Raw genomic sequence first — 23446 nt, forward strand, 5'->3', positions numbered from 1 at the left:
TTCGCCTGCCTCGACTTCACAACTTCCGCCAAGCATGTCTCTGCGAGAGGACGCGGTGGTGCTCCAGCAGTAGGTGCTCGTTATACTGGTGGACCCACTCCAGTATGTCCCCCGCAGTTCCTCCTCAGTGGCGAAGGCGCGACTCCAGAGCAGTCGCTGGGTGAGGGACGTAAGAAGTGCTCGGCGCACCGAAGCGGGGCTTGACGCGATGGCGAATGGGCTCGAGGTCCACTCACCGGTTATCCACCTTGGCCGCATGAGGGCCGACGCACTCGGAGGTGGCGCGGTCGACGGCGATGAAAGCGGTGGCTTGACTCTCTAAAGCTGTCACGGTGCCGGTGGCATCGGTGCCCATATGCTCCGCTCGCACTTGCTACCGCGTTGCTCAATCCGACTGAATTACGCGGAGAGGCCCTGCTTGCGACTGGCCCCGAGCCAGCTTCGATTGCTGCTGGTTCGCCGCTGTCCCCACGAACCCAAAAACAAAGGCCCTGGAGTCACCGGCTTGCACCGGGGACTCCAGGGCCTCTATTTGGTCGGGGCGACAGGATTTGAACCTGCGACCACTTGCACCCCAAGCAAGTGCGCTACCAGGCTGCGCTACGCCCCGAGAACCGCCGTCGTGAAACGGTGCTGCCTTATGCCCTCGCCGCTTTCCTGGGTCAAGCGCGAGGTGACGGGCGTCGGTGAAAAAAACCTACTCGTCACCCTCTTCCATTCCCTCGTCGAAGTCCTCGCCCCGGGCCTCCGCCGCGTCCGCCGCCGCCTCTTCCTGCGCGTCGATCTCCGCGTGGTTCTCCGGCGGCGCCTCGCCGTTCAGGGCGCTCTTCAACACCTGGCTCGGCCGGAAGGTCAGGACCCGGCGGGCGCTGATCTCGATCTCCTTGCCCGTCTGCGGGTTGCGGCCCACGCGCGCCTTCTTCTGGCGCACCTGGAAGTTTCCGAACCCGGAGATCTTGATCTTGTCCCCGCGCTCCAACGTCTCCTTCACGGTGTCGAAGACGAGCTCGACGATCTCCGCCGACTCCTTCTTGGAGAAGCCGACCTTCTCGTAGACCCCCTCGATGATGTCCGCTTTCGTCATGCGAGTCCTCTGGCACCCGTGAATGGCCGGTGAACGCGGGGCATGGTGTCAGCCTTCCCCGAACCGTGTCAACGTCCTGACTTCATTCAGGAATTCAGGCGCGCAGGGCCGCCCCCAGCCGCTGGTTCACCTCCGTGATGATGCGCTGGTGGGCCGCCGTGACCTCCGCGTCGGTCAGCGTCCGCTCGGGCGAGCGGTACCTCAAGGCGTACGCCAGGTTCTTCTTCCCCTCGGGGATGGGCTTGCCCGTGTAGACGTCGAACACCAGCGCGTCCTCCACCAGCGGCGCCCCCACCTCCAGGATGACCCGGCGCACCTCCTCGTTGCGCAGCTCCAGCGGCACCACCACCGCCAGGTCGCGCAGCACCGCCGGGTACTTGGGCAGCCCCGCCGCCTGCGGCACCAGCCGCGCCGCCGCGTACAGCGGTTCCGTGTCCAGCTCGAACACGAACACGCCCTCCGGCAGGCCCAGCGCCTTCGTCACGCGCGGGTGCACCTCGCCCACCAGGCCCAGCACCGTCCCGTCCTTCAGCGCCACCTGGGCGCAGGTGCGCGGGTGGTACGCGGGGGCCTCCTCCGGGGTGAAGGCCACGCCCTCCACGTGCAGCGCGTGCAGCAGCGCCTCCACCGCGCCCTTCGCGTCGTAGAAGTCCACGCGCGAGTCCTTCTGCGTCCAGCTCCGGCCGCCGCCCCGCAGGCCCCACACCAGGCCCGCCACGCGGGGCACCTCGCGCGCGGCCGGCCGCATCCCCTGCCCGCCCTCGGCATCCCGGAAGTACGCCCGGCCCGTCTCGTAGAGGCCCACCGACTCCACCTGGTGGCGCACGCTGCGCGACAGGTTCTCCAGCAGGCCCGGCAGCAGGCTCGTGCGCATCACCGACTGCTCGACGCTCAGCGGGTTCATCAGCGCGATGGGCGCTTCCTTCCCACCCAGCACCTCCAGCGACTTCGGCGCCACGAACGAGTAGTTCACCACCTCGGCCAGCCCCGCGCCGCCCAGCGCGTGGCGCAGCCGGCGCTCGGCCTCCATGGACAGGGGCTCCGGCGCCAGCGTCTCCAGGCCGCGCGGCAGGCGCGCCGGGATGTTGTCGTAGCCGTACACGCGGGCGACCTCCTCCATCAGGTCCTCCTCGCGCTCCACGTCCACGCGCGCCCGCGGCACCTCGAACGTCGTCTGGCCCTGCGCCTCCTCCACGGACTTGAAGCCCAGCGCCGTCAGGATGCGCCGGACCTCCGCCTCCGGCACCGCCACGCCCAGCACCTTCTCCACCCGCGCGTAGCGCAGCGTCGCCCGGCGCGGCGCCAGGGGCTCGGGCTGCACGTCCACCCGGCCCGGCACCACCGTGCCGCCCGACAGCTCCGCGATGAGCTGCGCGGCCCGATCCAACGCCGGCAGCACCGCGTCCAGGTCCGCCCCGCGCTCGAAGCGGTGCGACGCCTCCGTGTGCAGCGCGTAGCGCTTCGCGGACCGGCGCACGCCGGAGCCGTGGAAGTGCGCGGACTCGATGACGATGCGCTTCGTGCCCTGCGTCACCTCGCTGTCGCCGCCGCCCATCACGCCCGCCAGCGCCTGCGCGCGGTCGCGGTCCGCGATGACCAGGTCGTCCGCGTCCAGCGTGCGCTCCTTGTCATCCAGCGTGCGCAGCTTCTCGCCCGGCTTCGCGGTGCGGACGACGATCTCATGGCCCGCCACCTTGTCCAGGTCGAACGCGTGCAGCGGCTGGCCATACTCCAGGAGGACGTAGTTGGTGACGTCCACCACGTTGTTGATGGCGCGCACGCCGCACGCCTTCAACCGGTCCTGCATCCACTGCGGCGACGGCTGGACGGTGACGCCCTCCACCACGCGCGCCGCGTAGCGCGAGCAGCGCTCCTTCGCGTCGATGCGCACCTTCACCAGCTCCGTCACCGGCTTGCCGGACTCGGCGGGCTTCGGCTGCGGCACCTTGAGCTGCGCGCCCGTCACCACGCCCACCTCGCGCGCGATGCCCAGGTGGCTGAGCGCGTCCGGCCGGTTCGGGGTGACGTTCACCTCCAGCACGGAGTCATCCAGCCCAATGGCCTCCGCCACCGGGATGCCCAGCTTCGCGTCCGGGGACAGGATGAGCAGGCCGGACGAGTCCTCGGTGATGCCCAGCTCCTTCGCGGAGCAGAGCATGCCGAAGCTGTCCACGCCCCTCAGCGCGGCCTGCTTGATCTCCATGCCGTTGGGCAGCTTCGCGCCCACCGTGGCCAGCGGCACCTTGTCGCCGACCTTGAAGTTCTTCGCGCCGCACACCACCTGGAACAGCGCGGAGCCGCCGATGTCCACCTGCGTGACGGACAGCTTGTCCGCGTTGGGGTGCTGCACCGACTCGCGGATCTGCGCCACCACCACGCCGCGCAGGCCCTCGCCGGGGCGCTCCACCCCTTCAATCTCCAGGCCCGCCGCGGTCAGCTTGCGCGCCAGCTCGTCCACGGACGGCGGCAGCGCCACGTAATCACCCAGCCACTTCACTGAAATCTTCACAGGGTTGTCCTCTTGAGTGGTGGGCCGGAATCAGAACTGCGCGAGGAAGCGCGCGTCGTTCTCGAACATCATCCGCAGGTCGTCGATGCCGTAGCGCAGCATGGCCAGGCGCTCCACGCCCATGCCGAACGCGTAGCCCGTCACCTCCTTCGGGTCGTAGCCCGCGGCGGTGAAGACGTTCGGGTGCACCATGCCGCTGCCCAGCACCTCCAGCCACCCCGTCTGCTTGCACACGCGGCAGCCCTTGCCGCCGCACGACGCACAGGTGACATCCACCTCCGCGGAGGGCTCCGTGAAGGGGAAGAACGACGGGCGGAAGCGCGTGCGCGTCTCCGAGCCGAAGAACGCCTTCACGAACGCGTCCAGCGTGCCCTTCAGCTCCGCGAAGCTCACGTCCTTGTCCACGAGCAGGCCTTCCACCTGGTGGAACATGGGCGTGTGCGTGATGTCCGAGTCCCGCCGGTACACCCGTCCCGGCATCACCGCGCGGATGGGCGGCTTGCGCGACAGCATGTGCCGCACCTGCACCGGCGACGTGTGCGTGCGCAAGAGCGACGGGCTGTCCGCCTTCTTCGCGTGGCCCAGGCTGGGCTCGTCCACGTAGAACGTGTCCTGCATGTCCCGCGCGGGGTGGTCCTTGGGCAGGTTCAGCGCCTCGAAGTTGAAGTAGTCGAGCTCGATCTCCGGCCCGACCGCCACCTCGAACCCGAGCCGCGCGAACGTGCGGACGATGTCCTCCAGCGTGCGCGACACCGGGTGCCGTCCGCCGGGCAGCACCGCGCGCCCGGGCAGCGTCACGTCCAGCTTGGGGCCCTTCAGCTGGGCCTCCAGCGCGGCGTCCTCCGCGCGCTTCGTGGCGTCCGCCAGCAGCTGCTCCAGCTCCGCCTTGACGGTGTTGGCGATCTCGCCGAGCGCGCGCCGCTCGTCCGGGGGCAGCTTGCCCATGCCGCCCAGCACCGCGGACAGCTCGCCCTTCTTGCCCAGGTAGCGGATGCGCAGGGCTTCCACCTGCGAGGGCTCCGACACGCCGGAGATCTCCTGGCGCGCCGCGTCCGCCAACGCCTGCAACCGGTCTCGCATGGTCCTCTTCCCGCCTTCCATTCACGCCCCGGTCGCCTCAAGCGCCGGGCAAAAAAAAGGGCCGCCCCCTGGTGGAGGCAGCCCGTTTCAGCTTCGGGGGCCGGCGTCACCGCCGGCCGTGTCTCAGGCTGCCTTCGCGATGTTGGCGATGGCGGCAAAGCCCGCGGGGTCCGCGATGGCCAGGTCGGACAGGACCTTGCGGTCCAGGCCGATCTTCGCCTTCGCCAGGCCGGCGATCAGCTTCGAGTAGGACAGGCCCACGGTGCGGGCGGCCGCGTTGATGCGGACGATCCACAGCGAGCGGAAGTTGCGCTTGCGCACCGCGCGGTCGCGGGTGGCGTAGTCCAGGGCGCGCTCGACGGCCTGGTTCGCACGGCGGTAGCAGTTCTTGCGACGGCCGCGGAAGCCCTTCGCAAGCTTGAGAATGCGATTACGACGACGACGAGCCTTGAATCCCTTTTTGACGCGCATGACACACTCCTGACTTCTGGAAGGTGGCCCCGGGGCGCTGGCTTCACGCCGCTCCGCCAGGACTCACGATTGGTTCAAACCCAAGGACGACTCAGGCGCCGTAGGGGAACAGCTCCTTGATGACCTTCTTGGCGTCCATGTCGCGCAGGTGGCCCGTGCCACGGTTGCCGCGCTTCTGCTTGGGCGTCTTGGAGAAGGTGAACAGGTGCTTGCTGAACGCCTTGCCGAACTTCACCTGGCCGCTCTTCTTCACGTGGAAGCGCTTCTTCGCGGCGCTGCGGGTCTTCAACTTGGGCATGATCCCAAACCTTCCTTCTGCTTCCTGTCGGCCGGCAGTCTTCGTGACTGACGGCGGACCGGGGCACACGGTCCCCGGACGCTTTGGGCGGAAGCCTCTATCACTCTTTTGAGGCGACGGGGGTAGGATTTCCTACAGCCGTCGCGGAAACGACCGCCGCGGGAACCGCCGGCCTGCCTTCCTGCTTCTTCCCGGCCGCCTCGACCGCCTGGCGGGCGAGCTCCCGGGCGCGCTGGGCCACCTTCGGGTTGGGGGCCAGGATCATGAACATCTGGCGCCCTTCCATCCGGGGGTTCTGCTCCACCACCGCGATTTCCTTCAGGTCCTTCACCACGTCGTCCAGGATGGCGCTGCCCAGCTCCTTGTGGGTGATTTCACGACCCCGGAACTGGATGGTGATCTTCGCCTTGTTCCCCTCCTCCAGGAACCGGCGGGTGTTGCGGACCTTGAACTCGTAGTCGTGCTCCTCCGTCTTGGGGCGGAGCTTCACCTCTTTCAGGTGGACCACGACCTGCTTCTTCTTGGCGTCCGAGGCCTTCTTCTTCTCCTCGTACTTGAACTTGCCGTAGTCCATGATCTTGCAGACCGGCGGCTTCGCCATGGGGGAGATCTCGACGAGGTCGAGACCGTCCGCCTGGGCGCGCGACAGGGCTGCTTCGAGGGACATGACCCCGAGCTGCTCGGCGTTCGGTCCAACGACGCGGACCTCCCGGGCTCGGATACGGCGATTGGTTCTCTGATCGCGGACGATGGGAGGACCCTCCGACGGCTCGGGGATGAGGGCGTGCCTCAATCCCCGGAAGTCGCGCAAGTAGTCCAGCCCGGACGGGCAGTCAAGTCCCCCGCACTGCTGTTCAGGGCAGCGTGGCTTCCTTGACCAGGAGGGCCTCGAAGTCGGCGTACTTCATGGTCTTCAGGTCCTCGCCGCCGTAGCGGCGGGGGGCCACGGCGCCGGCCTCCACCTCGTTGTCGCCCACCACCAGGGTGAAGGGGACCTTCTGCATCTGGGCTTCGCGGATCTTCGCGTTGAGCGTCATGCCGCGCTCGTCCAGCTCCACCCGGAAGCCCTTCGCGCGCAGGTCGTCGCGCACCTTGCGGGCGTAGTCCAGCTGACGGTCCGCCACGGTGACGATGGTGGCCTGCACCGGGGCGAGCCACGCCGGGAATGCACCCGCGAAGTGCTCGATGAGGATGGCGGTGAAGCGCTCGAAGGAGCCGAAGATGGCGCGGTGGAGGACGACCGGGCGGTGCTCGGCGTTGTCCTCGCCCACGTAGGTGAGGTCGAAGCGCTCCGGGGCCAGGTAGTCCAGCTGCATGGTGCCCAGCTGCCACTTGCGGCCGATGCTGTCGGAGACGGCGAAGTCGATCTTCGGGCCGTAGAAGGCGCCGTCACCGGGGGCCAGCTCGTACGGGAGGTTCAGCGACTCCAGCGCCGCCTTGAGGCCGCCTTCCGCGCGGTCCCAGAGCGAGTCGTCACCCAGGCGCTGCTCGGGGCGCGTGGACAGCTTCACCGCGTAGGTGAGGCCCACCGCCTTGTAGACGCGGTCCAGGAGCTGCACGAAGCGCCGCACCTCGTCGGTGATCTGGCTCTCCATGCAGTAGATGTGCGCGTCGTCCTGCGCGAACTGGCGCACGCGGGTGAGGCCGCCCAGCGAGCCCGCGGCCTCGTTGCGGTGGAGCACGTCCTGGGTGTGCAGGCGCAGGGGCAGGTCGCGGTAGCTGTGCTTCTTGAAGCCGAAGTACAGGTGGTGCGACGGGCAGTTCATCGGCTTGAGGGAGAAGTCGTGCTCGCCGGACTCGCTGTCGAGCACCAGGAACATGTTCTCCTTGTACTTGCCCCAGTGGCCGCTCGTCTCCCAGAGGCCCTTGTTGAACATCAGGGGCGTCTTGATCTCCACGTAGCCGTCACCGGCCGTGAGGTTGCGCATCCAGTTGGACAGCGTCTGGTAGAGCGCGGTGCCCTTGGGCGTCCAGAAGGCCGCGCCCGGCGAGTACGGGTGGAAGTGGAAGAGGTCCAGCTCCTTGCCCAGCTTGCGGTGGTCGCGCTTGCGCGCCTCCTCGATGCGCGTGAGGTACGCGTCCAGCGCCTTCTTGTCGAAGAAGGCCGTGCCGTAGACGCGCTGGAGCATCGGGTTGCGGTGGTCGCCGCGCCAGTACGCGCCGCTGGAGGAGAGGATCTTGATGACGCCGATCTTCCCGGTGCTGGGGGCGTGGGGCCCCAGGCAGAAGTCCACCCAGTCGCCGTGGGTGTAGAGCGTGAGCGTCTTGGCGCCCTTGGCGGCGATGTCCTTGACGATCTCCACCTTGAACTTCTCGCCCTTCTCCTCGAAGAGCTTGATGGCGTCCTCCATGGAGATCTCGGTGCGGACGAAAGGCATGTCCTGCTTGAGCTCCGCGTTGGCGGCCGCTTCAATCTTCTCCAGCTCCTCCGGCGTGAAGGGCTTCTCGCGGAAGAAGTCGTAGTAGAAGCCCTCCTCCGTCGCGGGACCGATGGTCACCTGCGTGCCGGGGAACAACTTCTGCACGGCGCTGGCCACCACGTGCGCGGCGTCGTGGCGGATGAGGTCCAGGCCTTCCGGGCTCTTGGACGTGAAGATCTGCAGCTTCGCGTCCTCGTCGAGCGTCCGGGCCAGGTCCATGTCCTGGCCGTTGACCCGGGCGAACAGGGCCGCCTTCGCGAGCCCCACGCCGATGCTCCCCTTCACGAAGTCCGCGATGGTCGTGCCCCGGGCGGTCTGCTTCTGGCTGCCGTCGGGGAGCGTCACCGTGATGGATTCGGACATGGCGGATAAACCCCTGCGCTGGAAAAAACCGCGGGCGGCAGGCTTTTGAGAAAGCCGGCCGCCCGCGAGATGGATCACTTACTGATGATGGGTCGTAGTGGGATCGAACCACTGACCCCTACCGTGTCAAGGTAGTGCTCTACCGCTGAGCTAACGACCCGTCGTGCGGATGGGCGCGGGGAATAACAGCGGGCTCCCGCACCTGTCAAGGAACATGAGCGCGGGCCCTTCTCTTCCCCGCGTTCACGTCTCCAACAACGCGCGGACGCGTTTCATCACCGCGTCGAACATGGCGGGGGTGAGCCTCCCCGTCTGGGTGTTCTGCTGGCTGACGTGGTAGCTGCCCACCAGCCACCGGCCGTCCGGCAGCCGGAACTCGGCGCCATGGCCGAAGGCGGGCCGGGGCGTCGGAAGGGCCCCACCCGTCCGGGCCACCGAGGCCAGCGCGGCGTTCCACCCGATGGCCCCCAGGGCGAGCAGCACCCGGCCGGGCAACAGCGCCATCTCCCGGTCCAGGAAAGGCGCGCACCGGGCGATCTCCTCCGGCAGGGGCTTGTTGTCCGGCGGCGCGCACCGGCCGGCGGCGACGATGAAGGCGTCCGTCAGCTTCAGGCCGTCGTCCCGGCGCTCGCTGTGGGACTGGTTGGCGAAGCCCGCCCGGTGCAGGCCCGCGAAGAGGAAGTCGCCGGAGCGGTCCCCGGTGAACATCCGCCCCGTCCGGTTGGCCCCGTGCGCGGCGGGCGCCAGGCCCACGATGATCAGCCGGGCCCTGGGGTCGCCAAAGCCAGGGACGGGCTTCCCCCAGTAGTCCCAGTCGCGGTAGGCGCGCCGCTTCACGCGGGCCACCTCCTCGCGCCAGGCCACCAGCCGGGGGCAGGCCCGGCACGCGACAATCTCCTGGTGCAGCTTCTCCAGCTTCGTCACGGCCCCTGCACGCTCCCCTTGTAGAGCTGCGTGCGGCGGTAGCGCTGGAGGACGACGCTCAGGACGACCTTGAGGATGGCGCTGGCGGGCACGGCCAGGAGGATGCCCACGAAGCCGAACAGCTCACCGAAGGCGAGCACGGCGATGATGACCGCCACGGGGGCCAGGCCCACCTTCTCCCCCACGACGCGCGGGGTGATGACGAAGCCCTCGGCCAGCTGCCCGAGGATGAAGGTCGCGGCCACCACGGCCAGCTGCCAGGGCCCCTGCCACGACAGGAGCACGCCCAGCATGGCCAGCACCACGCCGATGCCCGTGCCCAGGTAGGGCACCATGTTGCCGAAGCCCGCGATGAGGCCGATGGCGATGGCCAGGTCGATGCGCGCCACGGACAGCCCCACCGCGTAGAGCACCGACAGAATGGCGCCCACGGTGAGCTGGCCCTGCACGAAGGCGGACAGCACCTCGTCCACCTCGCGGAAGCGCTGGCTCACCAGCGCCACGGAGCGGCGCGGCAGCAGGTCCTGGATGCGCCCCATGAGGCGCGGGTAGTCCTGGAGGAAGAAGAACGCCAGCACCGGCACCACCGACAGGCCCAGCAGCGTGGCCGCGAAGCGCGCGGTGTTGCCGGCGAAGCTCGCGACGAGCCGCGCCGCCGTGGGGCCCGCGCTCTGGAGCAGCTCGGAGGCCTTCTCACCCAGCTCCGCGGTGCGCTGGCTCACCAGGTCCGGCAGCGACACGCCCAGGAGCGACTCCACCTGCGGCACCACCTGGGTGCTGGCGCGCTGGAAGAAGCCGGGCAGCTTCGCCGCCTCGTCGCGGAACACCGGCACCAGGTACAGGCCCGCGCCCACCATCAGGAGCGTGCCCGCGAAGAAGAGGATGGACGTGCCCCAGGTGCGGTCCACGCCGCGCTTCTCCAGCAGCGTGACGAGCGGGTTGAACGCGTACGCGCCCGTCAGCGCCAGCAGCACCGGCACCGCCACCCCGCCGAACACGGACAGGAGCGCGAACACCAGCGCCAGCGAGCCCACCATCACGCCGGACCAGACGAAGTCCACCCGGCGGGCCTCCGCTTCGTCCAGGGCCGCGGGGTCGCCGGCCGGGGGCACGGGCTCCGGGTGCACGACGTGCAGCACCGGGGAGACTTCCGGGGGCGCGGCGGGCTGGGGAACCTTCACCGCGCGCTCACTGCCTCTCTTGCGACGTCCGATGACCGCCTCCTGTCCCCGCCCATCCTACGGTGTCTTCGGCCCCTGATTGCGGTCCACGAACCGGCCAAAGCGGTCGCCCGCCACCTTGCGGTCCAGGGCGCCAGCCTTGGCGCGGCCCAGCTCCGCGTCCACCACCACCTGCCGGCCCGCCTGGAGCTGGATGAACGTCTCCGTCCACTCCTCCCGCGTCACCTCCCGGGGACCCGGGACCTGGGTGCGCTCCCCGGGCTTGGCTTTCGGCTCGCCGGGCTTCGCCGGGAGCCGCGCCGCCACCTGGACCCTCCCCTCCTCCACCTGCACCAGCGTGCGCGGGGACAGGGCTCCCGGTGTGACGGGGGCGGCGGCGTCCACGCGGAAGCGCGTGCCCCGGACTCCCGCGACGGCCCGGTCCGTCTCCACCTCGAACTTCGCCTGCGAGCCGGCCAGGGCCTTCTTCACGCTCGCCCAGAGCTTGCCCAGGCCCAGCTTCGCCACGAAGCCCTTGCGCTCCTGGCCCTCGAAGTCGGCCTCGCTGATGAACAGGCGGCTGCCCTCACCCAGCATCAGCACGCTGCCGTCGTTGAGCGTCAGCTTGAGGTTGGACTTCGGGCCCACCTCCAGCGTGTCCTTCACCTCCACGTCCGCGCCCACCGCCAGCGGCCGCGCCGCGCCGCCTTCCGGGGTGCGCGACGCGCTGCCCTCCAGCACCTCCACGCGGCCCACGGCGCCGAAGGCCAGCCCCGGCAGCAGGCCCGCCAGGAGCACCGCCCACGTCCTTGCCTGTCGCTTCACGGCGAACCTCCGCCGCCCTCGGGCGCCAGGGGCCGCAGCTTCACCTTCAGCGTCACCCGCGCCCCGCTGGGCTCGTAGTAGGTCGTGTACGGATAGAATCCGCGCTTCTTCACCTCCACCTGGTGGAAGCCCGAGTCGGCCAGCCGCAGGCTCCGGGACACGCCGGCGAAGTCGTCGCACGTGCCCTGCTCCACGCCGTCCAGCAGCACCTGCGCGTCCGACGGTTCGCACCGAAGCACCAGGTCGCCGCGCTTGGCCGCGTTGGAGGCCATCAGCTGCTCCGCGCGAGCCACCGTCGCGGGCTGCTCCTGCTTCGCCGCGCAGCCGCCCGTCAGGGCCACGGCCAGCGTGAGCACCACCGTTTGACGAAAGCCCATCACGGCGCCACGGTCAGCTCGACGGTGTTCTCCGTCACGCCGGTCACCTGCACCTTGCGCTTCTGGAACGTCTTGTCGCCCAGCTGTCCGGCCAGCTCGTCCGTGGCGCCCAGGAACGTGAGGTCGAAGCGCGCCTGGCCCTTCTCGAAGCGGGGCGTTCCCGGCGCTCCCCGAAGGCCCGTGAGCGAGTCCGCCAGCACCTTGTGGAACGCCTGCACCGCCGCGTAGTCCTTGAGGCCCAGCACGGTCATCCGCACGCGGTTGCCGTTCTGGATGGCGCTGCGCACGTACTCGACGACGGGCGCGCGCACCTCCGCGACGATGCGCTGGCCGCGCTGCCGGGAGATGTCGAACGCCGTGCGCTCGTAGGAGATGAGCGCCTTGCGGGCATCGCCCAGGTCCCGAGGCCCCGACGCGAAGCTCCCCGCGACCTTCGCGAGCTGGCTGCCGTTGTCGGTGGCGAAGACCGCCAGGTCGTACTCGCCCGACACGAGGAACAGCAGCTCCCGGCCCTGCTCATCCACGTACGGCGAGCTGCCGCTCCTGGGCGGCGGCTGCTGCCGGAACACCACGGTGCCGTAGAGGATGTAGTCCGCCTGGGTGAGGTCGCCGATCTCCTTCGCCTCCGTGGCGGACAGCGCCACGCCCGGCTGGAGCCGCACCTTGCCCGCCGCGAAGTGCGGGTCGAGGATCGTCCACTGGTCCTGCTTGAACGCGTCCGTCAGCACCGTGGCCAGCAGGTTGCCGTGGGTCACCAGCCCCTTTGGATCCACCGTCTGTTCCTGCGTGAGGATGACGAGCTTCGGGCGGCCCAGCCGGCGGATCAGCGCCTGCACCGCCTGCAGGTCCTGGTCGAGCTTCTCCGTGCCCACCTCCGCGCGCACGGATACCTTCGCGACGCCGCCCTCCACCTTGCGCTCCAGCACGTCGTAGCGGCGCACGTAGCCGGCGCTGTGCGTGAAGACCTCATCGCGGAGGAGCTGGCTGTTCGCGGTCAGCGTCTCCGCGGACACGCGCACCCCGGCCACCTGCTCCACCGCTCCTCGCAGCGCGGCGTCCTTCGCGTCGGTGAAGGCCTTGTCCTCGTTGCCGTTCACGACGGCGGCCTCGCCCGTGGCCTCCTGGATCACCACCGGCGGCGGCGCGGGCTCGGTCGCGGGCGGCGGCGCGGGCTTGGAGGCGGCCTTGGCCTTGGGGGCGGCGGCCAGCGCTTCGGTCGCGAGCAGCAGGCAGAGCGCGAAGGGTTTCAGGGACATCGTCGCTCCTCCGGGAACGTGGGCCCGCGGCACTCCTACTGCTACTGCGTGACGATGACGACCCGGCCCTCGGCCAGGAAGCGCGTGCTCGCCTCGGTGAGCGCGCGGGCTCCTTCCGCGCTCAGCACCAGGTCGGAGCCCTGGAGCTGCTCGGCCTTCACCACCAGGGGCTTGTCACCCACGCGCGTGGCCTTCCGGGCGGCGTCCAGGCTGTTGAACCAGGCCGCGACGCCCGCCGTGCCGCGCGCCTCTTCCGTGAGCACCGTCGCTCCGTAGAGCGCCTTGCCCGTCGCATCCACCAGCCGGGGCGCGAGCACCGGCGTCAGGCCCAGCCCGCGCGCGTCCACCACGAGGCCCGTGTACTTCGCGGCGCCGTCGTTGAGCACGATGGCCGGCTCCTGCGCGGGCGCCAGCGCCGCGGTGAGCGCCGCGAGCGGCACCTCCACGTCCATCTCCACGCCGCTGTCAGAGAAGTAGCGCTTGGCCACGACCTTGTAGCCGCGGATGGCGCCCTCGACGCGGCCCTTCACCTCGTCACGCGCCAGCTCGTCGCCCACGGTGCGGCCCGCGCTCACCTGGATGCCCTTGGCCTGCTCCAGCAGGTTGCGGAACGCGTCCAGCTTCGCGGCGCGCTCGGCGCCCAGCCGGGCCTGCCCGGGGTTGGCGGCCTTGAGGTCCGGGGCCCCGGCGCCCGTGGCGCGCAGGACCTGGCCCTCCCAGTTGATGCCCGGAGCGCCCACGCCGCGCGCGGCTTCAGCGGCGGGTGCGGCGACCTTCGCTTCCTTGCCCTGGCCCAGCGCCGTCAGCGGCACGACCAGCAACAATCCCCACAGCGAACGCCTCACGGAGCACTCCTCCCGTTGTCGCCGCGAAAGGTCGGCGAGCGCACAGGGAACCTCTCCGGTCATTCAAGGGGGTCACTTCGCGCGAAGTCAAGGCGACCCGGGGGATGGTCGGATCCGCCAGACGACCTCGGCGCTTCGTACCGCGAACCGCCGGTGGCACCGCGCAGTCGCGGTGGCACACCCGGAGGGTAACGCCTGGCGTCAGTTGCCGTTGGTGTGACGGTCGACGTACGCGTCGATCATCTTGCGGTGCCGATCGGTGAGCAGCGTGAAGCGCACGCCGGACTGCTCCTTGCGGCCCAGTTCCTTCCACTCGCGTACGACTTCACCCTCGGCGTAGATGATCTCCTCGGAGCCGGGGAGCTGGAACTGGAGGCCCACGCGGCGCGCGTCGTGCTGGGGCTCGATGAGACGCGAGAGGCTGACGCCTTCCTGGCTGATGTCCGCGGCGCGGGTCATGTACGGCACGCCGCCCATGTACTTGTTGAGGTAGATGTCCAGGGGCGCCCGATTGGCCTTCCGCTTCTCGCTCATTGGCTCATGACCTCCAGCTGGTGCAACAGGCTGCTGCGGGGGTGCAGCGACCTGAAGGCACAGTACGTTCAGACGTCATGCGCGCAAGAAAACGGCGCCCTTCCAGCACGCCAGGCGGGCCAGCATGCGCCGCGTTTTTCCGCTCGCTGGATTCTTCGCATTGGCCTGTGCGCGCGGATGACCGGCAGCGCGTGAGCGGCCCTATAGTCCTCCCATTCTCGTGAAAGGCGGAAGCATGCGTATGCAGTGGAAGGCGGCCCTGGTCCTGATGCTCGGTGCTCCGGGCCTCGCCCTGGCCCAGGCCCCGACGAAGACCTCCAAGCCGGCCGCCGCGCCGGAGGCCGCCGCGAAGGCCGCCCCTGCCCAGGCGCCCCTGGAGCTCAAGACGGATGATCAGAAGGCCATCTATGCGCTCGGCATCTCGCTGGGCCAGAGCGTGACGTCGCTCGCGCTCACCCCGGAGGAGGTGCAGCTGCTCCAGCGCGGCCTCCAGGACTCGCTCAGCGGCACCGCGCCCGCCGTGGATCCGAAGGAGTACAGCCCGAAGATCCAGGCGCTCGCCAAGGCGCGGCAGTCGCAGGTCAACATCGCCACGCTGGACCGCGCGTCCAAGGAGCCCGGCGCCACGCGGCTGCCCTCCGGCGTCATCTACCGGGAGCTCAAGGCCGGCACCGGCAAGTCCCCCCGCGCCATCGACACCGTGAAGGTGCACTACCAGGGCACGCTGGTGGACGGCTCGGAGTTCGACAGCTCCTACAAGCGCGGCATGGCGGTGGAGTTCCCGCTCAACGGCGTCATCCCCTGCTGGACCCAGGGCGTGCAGAAGATGAAGGTCGGCGGCAAGGCGAAGCTCACCTGCCCCGGGAGCACCGCCTACGGCGAGCGCCCGCCCACGGGCTCGCGCATCCCGCCCAACGCCGTGCTCACCTTCGAGGTGGAGCTGGTGGACATCCCCGGCAACACCGCCGCCACGCCGTAGTCCGCTTCCACGGGGGCCCGCATGCGACGGGCCCCCTTTGAAGACGTCACGGCACCGGCGACTTCACGGACCGCCCGCCGAAGGGCGGGTTGGCCATGATGGCCTGGGCCATCCGGTCCGAGAAGGCGCGGCCCTCCCGCTGGAAGGACTCGGTCTCCTCCGCGTTCAGGCGCACGCGCACCTCGAACTGGACGATGCCGCCCACCACGACCTCGATGGACAGCGCCCCGTCCTTCCCGCGCAGCACGCGGTACAGGAGCGGACTCTGGAGGAGCACCTCCTCGTCGCTCACGGGATCTCCGCCACCTGCGTGTCCGCCACGGGCGCGTTGATGACCATGACCTCCGGCGCGCCGCCGGACGTGTAGCCGCCGAACTTGAAGCAGTCCGTGTCCTCCGGCGTGGTGCACTTCCACACGCCCGGATCCGCCTCCACCGGCAGGCGCGTGCAGACCTTCTGCGCCGCCAGGTCCAGCGTCATCATCCGCAGCGGGCCTTCGAAGTTCTTCGCCGGCAGGCCCAGCTCCTTGCCCAGCACCGCCGGGTCATGCGTGCCGTCCGCCGTCTTCGCCTTCTCCACCGCGCCGTGGATGGTCGCCGACGGCGCCGCGAACAGGTAGCAGGCCACGTCGTTGCAGCGGCCGAAGTTCTTCGCGCCCGTCTGCACCACGAACTTCTGGTACGCGCTGTCCGTCATCAGCCACGACACCTTGCGGTCCGGGAAGTTCTTCTCGATGTGCTGATCAATCCCATAGGGGGCGGCCATCGCGTCCGCCTCCTTGGAGATGGCCTTCTGCGTGTCGTCGCAGTGGTCCACCAGCGACGCCGCGGGCGGAGGCGTCGTCGTGTCCGGGGGCTTCGTGCCGCCCTTCACCGACGCACAGCCCACCACGGTCGACAGGGAGCCCAGCACCAGCGCACGAGAAATGAAATTCACGGTCAATCCTCCAGATAAGCGAAATGGGGAATGGCCGGATATCACAGCGCTGCTTCGGTGGCCCGCAACAAAGCCTCCGCGCTGACGGGGGCGCCGGTGGCGTGCCGCATCCACTCGTCCGGGGTGACGGAGCCGAAGGTGGCCATGCGCTCGAACTCCGCGCCCAGCGGGCCGTGCTGCTTCAGGTGCTCCTCAATCTGGAAGGCGATGAGGTGCCCGAGCGGGTAGTCCGGCAGGTACAGCGGGTAGCTGATCATGTGGCTGTAGATGCCCAGCACCGGGCTGTCCTTCCGGCCCAGCACCGGCGCGTAGTAGCGGTTCCACACGTCGCGCGACACCTCCGCCACCGCGTCGCGCAGCTGGGCGGGCGTGGCGTCCGGGTGTTCGTACATCCAGTGCCACGTGGCCATGTCCACCAGCGCCACGCCGGCGATCTCCCACGACTGCCAGAAGTCGTTGAGCACGCGCTCGCGCTCGCTGGCCGCGTCCGGCTTGCCCAGGCCCAATAGCTCCAGGTCGCGCGCCTGGAAGACGAAGGCCAGGGCCTCCGTGAAGGCGTTGTTGGGGACGCCGGACAGGAGCGTGTGGTCCACCTGGTACAGGCTGAAGACCTGCTCCACGTTGTGCCCCAGCTCATGCACCGCGATGTTGTAGCCCTTGTAGTCCATGCCCCCCTTCTCCACGCGCGTGCGCAGGCGGGGGAAGTCACCCCGGCGCAGCGCCTGCTGGGCATGGCCCGCGCCGCGGGACGCATCCACGCGGATGTACGACGCGAGCACGTCCGCCTTCTCCCGCGTGAAGCCCAGCCCCTGGAGGATGCGTGGGATGTCGCGCGCGAAGGCGTCCGCCGTGGGGTAGCGCTGGCGCGTCAGCGCGTCCAGCTGCGCCTCCGGCACCTTCGAGCCCGGACGGAAGCCGGGGTACCAGAGGTCCTGCGGCTCCAGCGGGCGGCCCAGGCGGGTTTGAATCAGCTTCGCCACGCGCGGCACCAGCGGGGACTCCAGGAACTGCGTGAGCAGCGTGCGCACGCGCTCCTCCGGCAGGCCACGGTCCAGCTCGAAGGCGCGGGCGATGCGCGTGGGCGCCACCGGCGAGTACGGATCCACCTTCCGCGATGCATTGAACGTGGCCAGCAGCCGCGCGTAGCGCGTGTCCGGCTCCGGCGCGGTGTCCGCCTTCGCGGCGCGCTGGGGCGCGTTCGCCTCCACCGACTCCGGCGGCGCCACGGTGACCTTGTTGGTGAAGGGGTCCCAGTCCACGCGCGGGTTGTCGATGACGGCGGCGGGAATCGTCTGCGTGACGATGCGCTCCATCACCTGGACGATCATCCGCTGCTTCGCCAGGCCCTTCGGGTCCGTGTAGTCCCCCTTCAGCTCGTCGCGCAGGTTCCAGTGGCTGATGAGCCGCAGCCCCTGGGGGAACAGGCGCTGGCCCTTCGCGTCCACCAGGTGGTGCATCCAGATGTTGTACTCGGCGATGTAGAGGTTCGCGTCCGCGATGGCCTGCGACACCTTCTGCTCCACCGCCGCGGGCACCCGCCGGTTGAAGCGCGACGCCAGCTTCGCCTCCGCCCACTGCCGGCGCGTCCAGGACGGGCCTTCCTTCACGCGCTCGGCCAGCGTGGTGAGCGGGAAGTTGAGCAGCACGACGAAGCCCGGCTTCGCCTGGAACAGGTCCGACGTGACGTTGGAGGACGGGTCATACGCCGCGAGCAGCGGCTCCACCGGCAACAGCGGCCCCAGGTCCAGGTCCGTGAACCACTGGAGCTCCCGCCCCAGCTCGTTCATGTGCCCGTCGAACTGCTCGAACAGCCCCTCCAGGCGCCTGAACGTCGCGTCCAGCCGGGGGCCCGTGGGCAGGAACTGCTCGCGCGCGAAGGCCGCCAGGTCGCCGTCCTCCGGCCGCCACAGCGCGGCCACCTGGTCCACGCCGCGCTCGATGCGCGCGCGCTGGGACTCGCCGTGCTGCGTCACCAGCTCCTGCTTGAGCGCGGCAAGCGCTTCCTTCGTCACGGGAGCGGACGCGGCGGTGGACGCGGTGGCCGGCGGCGTGGGGGCCGTGGAGGTGGAGGACGTGGCGCAACCGGCGCAGCCCAGGGCGGCGACGAGGGGGAGGAAGCGCAGGCGGAAGGTGGGGGCGGACATGCGGGCTCCGGAAAATACAGAAGGCCCGACCCGTGAGAGCCGGACCTTCTTGGGTGAATCAGGAAACGGTCAGGCTCAGGCGGCGCGAACGTTCTGCGCCTGCAGGCCCTTGGGGCCCTTGGTGACTTCGAACTCCACCTTCTGGCCCTCGGCCAGGGTGCGGAAGCCGTCCATGTTGATGGCGGTGTGGTGGCAGAACACGTCCTCGCCGCCGCCGTCCTGCGTGATGAAGCCGAAGCCCTTCGCGTCGTTGAACCACTTCACGGTACCAGTCGCCATTTGCTGTTCTTCTTTCATCGCGGACAGGAAGAGTCGCCGTCCGGTCCTACAGAGGTCAACCCTACAAGACGGGCGAGAGCCTAAGCGCCCGTCCCGGGCGAAGTCCACTCCCTGGATACGTCAGGCGTGAAACGTCACCAGCCGCACTTCTGGCCCTTGTTCTGCTCCTGGAGCCAACGACGCAGCGGGGCGAAGTACTCCAGCATGGGCGTGGCATCCATCTGGCGGGTGCCCGTCATCGCCGCCAGGGCGTCCGGCCACGGCTTGCTCGCGCCCATCTCCAGCATGGCCTGCAGGCGCTGGCCGGCGGCCTTGTTGCCGTAGATGGAGCACTCGTTGAGCGCGCCCTTGTGGCCCGCGGCCTCGCACAGCGCCTTGTGGAACTGGAACTGGAGGATCCGCGCGAGGAAGTAGCGCGTGTAGGGCACGTTGGCGGGCACGTGGTACTTGGCGCCCGCGTCGAAGTCCTGCTCCGTGCGCGCCACCGGGGCGCCCACGCCCTGGTACTTCGTGCGCAGCGCCCACCAGCTCTTGTTGTAGTCCGCCGGCTTCACCTTCCCGCTGAACACGTCCCAGCGCCACTGGTCCACCAGCAGGCCGAAGGGCAGGAAGGCCACCTTCTCCAGCGCGTCCTTCAACTGGAGGTTGATGACGTTCTTGTCGTTCTTCTCCACCGCGGAGAGCAGGCCCGCCTGCTGGAGGTAGGCCGGGGTGATGGAGAGCGTGAGCGCGTCGCCAATGGCCTCGTGGAAGCCGTCGTTGGCGCCCGCCTGAAAGAGGACGGGGAGCTTGTAGTAGTACGTGTAGTAGTAGTTGTGACCCAGCTCGTGGTGGATGGTGACCAGGTCCTCCTCGGTGGGCTTGATGCACATCTTGATGCGCAGGTCGTTGTCGTACGTCACGTCCCAGGCGGACGCGTGGCAGACGACGTCGCGGTCGCGGGGCTTGGTGAACTGCGAGCGCTCCCAGAAGGTCTGCGGCAGCGGCTTGAGGCCCAGCGAGGTGAAGAACTTCTCACCCAGCTTCACCATCTTCTGCGGGTCGTAGCCCTGCTTCACCAGGGCGCTGCCCACGTCCAGGCTGGCCTGGCCGGGGAACGGCTCCACCAGCGGGTAGATGTTGTTCCACTCCTGCGCCCACATGTTGCCCAGCAGGTGCGCGGGGATGGGCTTGCCGGCGGGCACCTTCGCCTCGCCGTACTGCTTCGCGAGCCGGCCGCGCACGTAGCAGTGCAGCTCGTCGTACATGGGCTTCACCTGGCCCCAGAGCCGCTGCGCCTCCTGCTCGAACTCCGCGGGCGGCATGTCGTAGGACGACCGCCAGAGCGTGCCCAGGTCGCTGAAGCCGATGTCCTTCGCGCCCGAGTTGGAGAGGTCCACCAGCTGCGTGTAGAGCGGGCGCATGGGGCGGCTGATGGCGTGCCAGCCGGTCCACGCCTCCAGCAGCTCATCCGCGTTGCGGCTCTCCGCCATCACGTCGGACAGCTCCTCCAGGTCGCGGCACTTCCCCTTGCCGTCCTTGCCGCAGTACTTGCCCTTGCCGTAGAGGCCCTCCAGCTTCGCGGCGGTGGAGGCCAGCTCCGAGCGCTGCTTGGGGTTCGCCGGGGCGGGCAGCGTCTGGGACACGCGCAGGAGGTGCAGCATGCGCGCGGTGTCCGCGTCCAGCTTCAGCCCGTCGAAGCGGCGCGACTCCTTGATGGCGTTGTTGACGTAGGCCATCACCTCTTCGTTGACGGAGGCGGCGTTCCGCTCCGTGTCGTCGGTGATGTACGTGCTCTTGATCCACTCGGCGGTGGCCTGGCGGGTCCAGAGCTGCTTCAGGTCCGCGTTGAGCTTCTCGGCGAACTGCTTCGCCTCCGCGGGCGTGGCCTTCGCGGCCGGAGCAGGCGTCGTCTGCGCGCTGGCGGCGGGCGCCGCGAGCGACAGGGCGGCCAGGGCCGCGCGCATCAGGGACTGGGGGGAGCGGGTCATGGGCGCGGACACTATGGGAAGTGCCCTGCCCTCGCACCCGCGAAGTCACGGCGCCCGCGCGCCCTGTCCGCGGGGTGAACGCCTGGCCCCTGCCTCCCGACGCAGTGCGAAAACCGCGCGGTCCTTCTCCTTCGCCTCCAGCATGAAGTCCGCCGGCCCGTCGAGCGCGGCCACCATGGCCTGGAAGTCCGCCGGGACGATGAAGTCCGAGTGCGCGCCGGGCCGTCCGTCCACCTTCTGTGACGCCAGGTGGAATTTGGGCCGCAGGTCCAGGGCGCGCCAGGTGGCGGAGGCCTCGCGCACCAGCTCCTCCACGGACAGGGGCGGATCCGAAGGAAGCACCGCGTTGTGCAGGTTGTCGCCCACCATGGGCACGCCGTGCTCGCGGGCCAGCGGTAGCACTTCGCGTGCGGTCCAGACCTTGTCGTCGTGCTCGATGGTGAGCCGCTGGCGCAGCTCCTCCGGCATCGTGTCCAGCATCCGGTGCGCGGCCTCCAGCGCCTCGGGACGGCTGGGGGCGGCGCCGCCCACGTGGATGACGACGCGGCACTCGGGGCCCGCCTCCAGCATGTCCAGCACGCGCGCGCTGTAGCGCAGCTCCGCGAGGGCGGCGTCGCGCACACGCTCATGGCGCGAGGACAGCGACGCGCCGGCTGGGGACGGGTGCAGGGACAGCCGCTGCTGGGACTGGCGCGCGATGCGGGCCAGCGAGGCGAACTCCCGCGCGAAGGTCTTCCACCACGGCAGCGTGTTCACCGGGTGCGAGCCGAACGGGATGAGCGATGAGCCGATGCGGAACAGCTGGATGCCGTGCGCCTCGTTGAAGCGCAGCAGCTGCTCCAGCTCCTCCAGGTTCTGCGCGATGAGTGCTTCCAGGCGCTGCGGCGTCGCGGTGGCGAGCCGGCAGGTGTGGCTGGCGCTCACGCCCAGCGTCAGGGATTGGGCCACATAGCCCAGCCGATAGGTCGAGAGGCCTTCCATGCCTGGAAAGGTCGGCACGCTCGCGCCGCATGACTGGACCCGGGGGGTCGTCCGGAGGGCAACCAGCCACGACGGGCGCGCCCTGCCGTGCCGCTACAGGCAGTGACAGCTTTGTCTCATGCTCCTGGGACACACGAAGGATGCGCACTGGCCCGCGCCAGAGGCGGCGATGGAACAGGCGCGCGAGTTCCTGGAAGCCTGCCGGGACAAGCACGTGCTTGTCGCGCCGCACACGGACGTGGATGGGCTCACGTCCGGGGTGCTGATGCTCCGGGCCCTCCAGTCCCTGGGAGCCCGGCCGACGGCGCGCCTGCCGGGCAAGGGAGAGGACGTCCACCATCCCGGGTTCCTGGAGCGGCTGGGGGCCTCGTCCGTGGAGGCGCTGGTGGTGCTGGACATGGGCAGCCGCGCGGAGCCGCTGCTCGCCGGGGTGCCCACGCTGCTGGTGGACCACCATGCGTCGGAGTCCTTTCCACCCGGAGCCCAGGTGCTCACCGCCTACGGCCATGAGCCCGTGGCGAACACGAGCCTGCTCACGTACGTGCTGACGTCGTCGTTCGTCGTGCCCGGTCCGCTGGAGTGGCTGGCGGTGCTGGGGACGGTGGCGGACCTGGGCGTGGACGCGCCGATGCCGTTCCTCAAGGACGCGCTGCGGCGGGCGAAGCGCTCGTCCGTCACGGAGGCGGTGGCGCTGCTCAACGCGGCCCGCCGCTCCAGCCGGTTCGCGGCGCCGCTGGCGATGCAGGTGCTGCTGCGCGCGGGCAGCGCGACGGACATCGCGGAGGGGCGTGTGCCCGGCGTGGACGCGCTGCGCGACTGCCGGCTGGAGGTGCAGCGCGAGGTGGCCCGGTGCGCGAAGACGCCGCCGCGCTTCGCGGGGAACCTGGCGCTCCTGATGTTCAGCTCCGAGGCGCAGGTGCACCCGCTGGTGGCGATGCGTTGGGTGCAGCGGTTGCCGGACCACATCGTCGTCGCCGCCAACACGGGCTACCTGCCCGGCCGCGTGAACTTCGTGCTGCGAAGCCGCGCGCCGGTGGACCTGCTCGCGCTGCTGCGGGGACTGGACCTGCCGGCGATGGGAGGCTCGTACGCGCACGGCCATTCGCGCGCCACGGGTGGCAGCCTTCCCCCCGCGGACTTCCTGCGCCTGATGGAGGCCCTGGGCTTCCGGGGGCTGAGCGACCGGGACGTGGAGCGGCGCGGCGTCGCGCCCTGACAGGCAGATGGGACGCCGGGGCGATGAGCGGCACAAGCCCGTTGCGATATGACGGGGCGGATGCCTCGCGCCCTCTCCGCCCTCCTCTTCTCGCTGTGCCTCGCCTGCGGTTCGACGAAGGACGATCCCCCCACGCCCGGTGGCGAAGCCTGTGAGCGGTATTCGTTCCCGCTGTCGGACACCACGTCGGCCAATCACGTGAGCTCGTGCGGCAGCACCGCGTGCGGCAACGGAGAGAACCCGCCCAACTCCGGCCTGCACTGCTCCACGTGGCTGTCGTGCCGCAGCTTCGACACGGAGCAGCCGCGCTGTTCGTGGATCCACAACCTGGAACACGGCCACGCGGTGTTCCTCTACAACTGCCCGGAGGGCTGCCCGGACGAGGTCGCGAAGCTGGAGGCGGCGATGGCCCGGGCCGCGGTGGGCAGCAACGGCGTGCGCCGCGCGCTCGTCGCGCCGGACTCACAGCTCCCCCAGCGCTTCGCCGCGCTGCTGTGGCGCCGCACGTACCTGATGGACTCCGTGGATCCGGACGCGCTCACGTGTCTGCTCGCGCTGCAGGACGTGGACGCCAACGAGCCGGGCCTGGTCTGCCCTCCGTGAAACAACAGTGAGCACGCGACAGGTAGTGCTGGCGCGAGAGGAATCCACTCCACCAGGGGTGTGATGGGCCAGCCAACCTTGCGCTGACTCGGTCAACGTCTCTTAATTCGACGCACGCGCCCGCCCCTGTTTCATCCGCCCCCGTGTCACTCGCGGCGGCACTGACACCCCTTCGCCGGGGGCGGCGCGTCG

At 69.7% G+C, this 23446-nt stretch carries 22 protein-coding genes, 2 tRNA genes and 1 pseudogene; 3 read left to right on the top strand and 22 right to left on the bottom strand.

Annotated features, from left to right (window positions below; genetic code table 11):
• Positions 1 to 533 precede the first annotated feature (533 nt).
• The 16 genes and pseudogenes from NR792_RS09000 to NR792_RS09075 form a co-directional block, all read right to left on the bottom strand.
• Positions 534 to 610: transfer RNA gene (locus tag NR792_RS09000), tRNA-Pro, on the bottom strand.
• A gap of 195 nt (positions 611 to 805) precedes the next feature.
• Positions 806 to 1084, bottom strand: a pseudogene (locus NR792_RS09005) (integration host factor subunit alpha); the annotation flags it as partial.
• Between the two features lie 94 nt (positions 1085 to 1178).
• Entirely contained in the window at positions 1179 to 3593 is a 2415-nt protein-coding gene (gene pheT / locus NR792_RS09010) for a phenylalanine--tRNA ligase subunit beta (RefSeq protein ID WP_375759657.1), read from the bottom strand.
• Between the two features lie 30 nt (positions 3594 to 3623).
• Positions 3624 to 4673 carry a phenylalanine--tRNA ligase subunit alpha gene (pheS, locus tag NR792_RS09015; RefSeq protein WP_375759658.1) on the bottom strand — a complete coding sequence of 350 codons (1050 nt, stop codon included), beginning with the start codon at positions 4671 to 4673 and terminating at the stop codon, positions 3624 to 3626.
• Between the two features lie 123 nt (positions 4674 to 4796).
• Positions 4797 to 5144, bottom strand: coding sequence for a 50S ribosomal protein L20 (rplT, locus tag NR792_RS09020; protein WP_207050691.1), 348 nt, complete (start codon positions 5142 to 5144; stop codon positions 4797 to 4799).
• A gap of 91 nt (positions 5145 to 5235) precedes the next feature.
• Positions 5236 to 5442 (bottom strand): 50S ribosomal protein L35, encoded by a 207-nt coding sequence (gene rpmI / locus NR792_RS09025; RefSeq protein WP_014397248.1) that lies wholly within the window; start codon positions 5440 to 5442, stop codon positions 5236 to 5238.
• 100 nt (positions 5443 to 5542) lie between these two features.
• Complete coding sequence (infC, locus tag NR792_RS09030; RefSeq protein WP_375759659.1) at positions 5543 to 6253, bottom strand: translation initiation factor IF-3; 711 nt, start codon at positions 6251 to 6253, stop codon at positions 5543 to 5545.
• Positions 6254 to 6296: 43 nt separating this feature from the next.
• Positions 6297 to 8225 (bottom strand): threonine--tRNA ligase, encoded by a 1929-nt coding sequence (gene thrS / locus NR792_RS09035; protein ID WP_375759660.1) that lies wholly within the window; start codon positions 8223 to 8225, stop codon positions 6297 to 6299.
• A gap of 88 nt (positions 8226 to 8313) precedes the next feature.
• Positions 8314 to 8385: transfer RNA gene (locus NR792_RS09040), tRNA-Val, on the bottom strand.
• An 83-nt stretch (positions 8386 to 8468) separates the two neighbouring features.
• Positions 8469 to 9149: a uracil-DNA glycosylase gene (locus NR792_RS09045; RefSeq protein ID WP_375759661.1), complete on the bottom strand. Its 681-nt coding sequence runs from the start codon at positions 9147 to 9149 to the stop codon at positions 8469 to 8471.
• The gene (locus tag NR792_RS09050; RefSeq protein ID WP_375759662.1) at positions 9146 to 10330 is read right to left on the bottom strand and encodes an AI-2E family transporter; all 1185 of its coding nucleotides are present in this window, start codon (positions 10328 to 10330) and stop codon (positions 9146 to 9148) included. The genes NR792_RS09045 and NR792_RS09050 overlap by 4 nt, the downstream gene beginning before the upstream one ends.
• Positions 10331 to 10387: 57 nt before the next feature.
• Positions 10388 to 11134: a FecR domain-containing protein gene (locus tag NR792_RS09055; protein WP_375759663.1), complete on the bottom strand. Its 747-nt coding sequence runs from the start codon at positions 11132 to 11134 to the stop codon at positions 10388 to 10390.
• Positions 11131 to 11511 (bottom strand): hypothetical protein, encoded by a 381-nt coding sequence (locus NR792_RS09060; protein WP_375759664.1) that lies wholly within the window; start codon positions 11509 to 11511, stop codon positions 11131 to 11133. Before NR792_RS09060 ends, NR792_RS09055 begins: the two co-directional genes overlap by 4 nt.
• The gene (locus tag NR792_RS09065; protein WP_375759665.1) at positions 11511 to 12767 is read right to left on the bottom strand and encodes a hypothetical protein; all 1257 of its coding nucleotides are present in this window, start codon (positions 12765 to 12767) and stop codon (positions 11511 to 11513) included. The genes NR792_RS09060 and NR792_RS09065 overlap by 1 nt, the downstream gene beginning before the upstream one ends.
• A gap of 41 nt (positions 12768 to 12808) precedes the next feature.
• Complete coding sequence (locus NR792_RS09070) at positions 12809 to 13612, bottom strand: LPP20 family lipoprotein (RefSeq protein WP_375759666.1); 804 nt, start codon at positions 13610 to 13612, stop codon at positions 12809 to 12811.
• A 201-nt stretch (positions 13613 to 13813) separates the two neighbouring features.
• Positions 13814 to 14146: a PilZ domain-containing protein gene (locus NR792_RS09075; RefSeq protein WP_375759667.1), complete on the bottom strand. Its 333-nt coding sequence runs from the start codon at positions 14144 to 14146 to the stop codon at positions 13814 to 13816.
• A gap of 235 nt (positions 14147 to 14381) precedes the next feature.
• On the opposite strand from NR792_RS09075, the gene NR792_RS09080 reads away from it, so the two are divergent.
• A complete protein-coding gene (locus NR792_RS09080) occupies positions 14382 to 15125 on the top strand; it encodes an FKBP-type peptidyl-prolyl cis-trans isomerase (RefSeq protein ID WP_375759668.1) in 744 nt (247 codons plus the stop codon).
• 46 nt (positions 15126 to 15171) lie between these two features.
• Here the strand turns inward: NR792_RS09080 and NR792_RS09085 are convergent, their stop codons facing one another.
• The 6 genes from NR792_RS09085 to uvsE all read right to left on the bottom strand — a co-directional run bounded on the left by NR792_RS09085 (position 15172) and on the right by uvsE (position 21453).
• A complete protein-coding gene (locus NR792_RS09085; protein ID WP_375759669.1) occupies positions 15172 to 15417 on the bottom strand; it encodes a hypothetical protein in 246 nt (81 codons plus the stop codon).
• Positions 15414 to 16061, bottom strand: a complete 648-nt coding sequence (locus NR792_RS09090) for a hypothetical protein (RefSeq protein ID WP_375759670.1) — start codon at positions 16059 to 16061, stop codon at positions 15414 to 15416. The genes NR792_RS09085 and NR792_RS09090 overlap by 4 nt, the downstream gene beginning before the upstream one ends.
• A gap of 41 nt (positions 16062 to 16102) precedes the next feature.
• Complete coding sequence (locus NR792_RS09095) at positions 16103 to 18205, bottom strand: hypothetical protein (protein ID WP_375759671.1); 2103 nt, start codon at positions 18203 to 18205, stop codon at positions 16103 to 16105.
• A gap of 75 nt (positions 18206 to 18280) precedes the next feature.
• On the bottom strand, positions 18281 to 18484 hold the full coding sequence (locus NR792_RS09100) for a cold-shock protein (RefSeq protein ID WP_014397260.1): 204 nt from the start codon (positions 18482 to 18484) through the stop codon (positions 18281 to 18283).
• A 134-nt stretch (positions 18485 to 18618) separates the two neighbouring features.
• The gene (locus NR792_RS09105) at positions 18619 to 20454 is read right to left on the bottom strand and encodes a M2 family metallopeptidase (protein WP_375759672.1); all 1836 of its coding nucleotides are present in this window, start codon (positions 20452 to 20454) and stop codon (positions 18619 to 18621) included.
• A 45-nt stretch (positions 20455 to 20499) separates the two neighbouring features.
• A complete protein-coding gene (gene uvsE, locus NR792_RS09110) occupies positions 20500 to 21453 on the bottom strand; it encodes a UV DNA damage repair endonuclease UvsE (RefSeq protein ID WP_375759673.1) in 954 nt (317 codons plus the stop codon).
• Positions 21454 to 21553: 100 nt separating this feature from the next.
• Between uvsE and NR792_RS09115 the strand changes: the two genes are divergently transcribed.
• Together NR792_RS09115 and NR792_RS09120 are read left to right on the top strand one after the other, a co-directional pair.
• Positions 21554 to 22651: a DHH family phosphoesterase gene (locus NR792_RS09115; protein ID WP_375759674.1), complete on the top strand. Its 1098-nt coding sequence runs from the start codon at positions 21554 to 21556 to the stop codon at positions 22649 to 22651.
• A 60-nt stretch (positions 22652 to 22711) separates the two neighbouring features.
• Positions 22712 to 23254, top strand: a complete 543-nt coding sequence (locus NR792_RS09120; RefSeq protein ID WP_375759675.1) for a DUF3105 domain-containing protein — start codon at positions 22712 to 22714, stop codon at positions 23252 to 23254.
• The last annotated feature ends 192 nt before the right edge of the window (positions 23255 to 23446 follow it).

Origin of the sequence: Corallococcus exercitus (assembly GCF_042231735.1) — a bacterium.
Lineage (GTDB): Bacteria > Myxococcota > Myxococcia > Myxococcales > Myxococcaceae > Corallococcus > Corallococcus exercitus_B.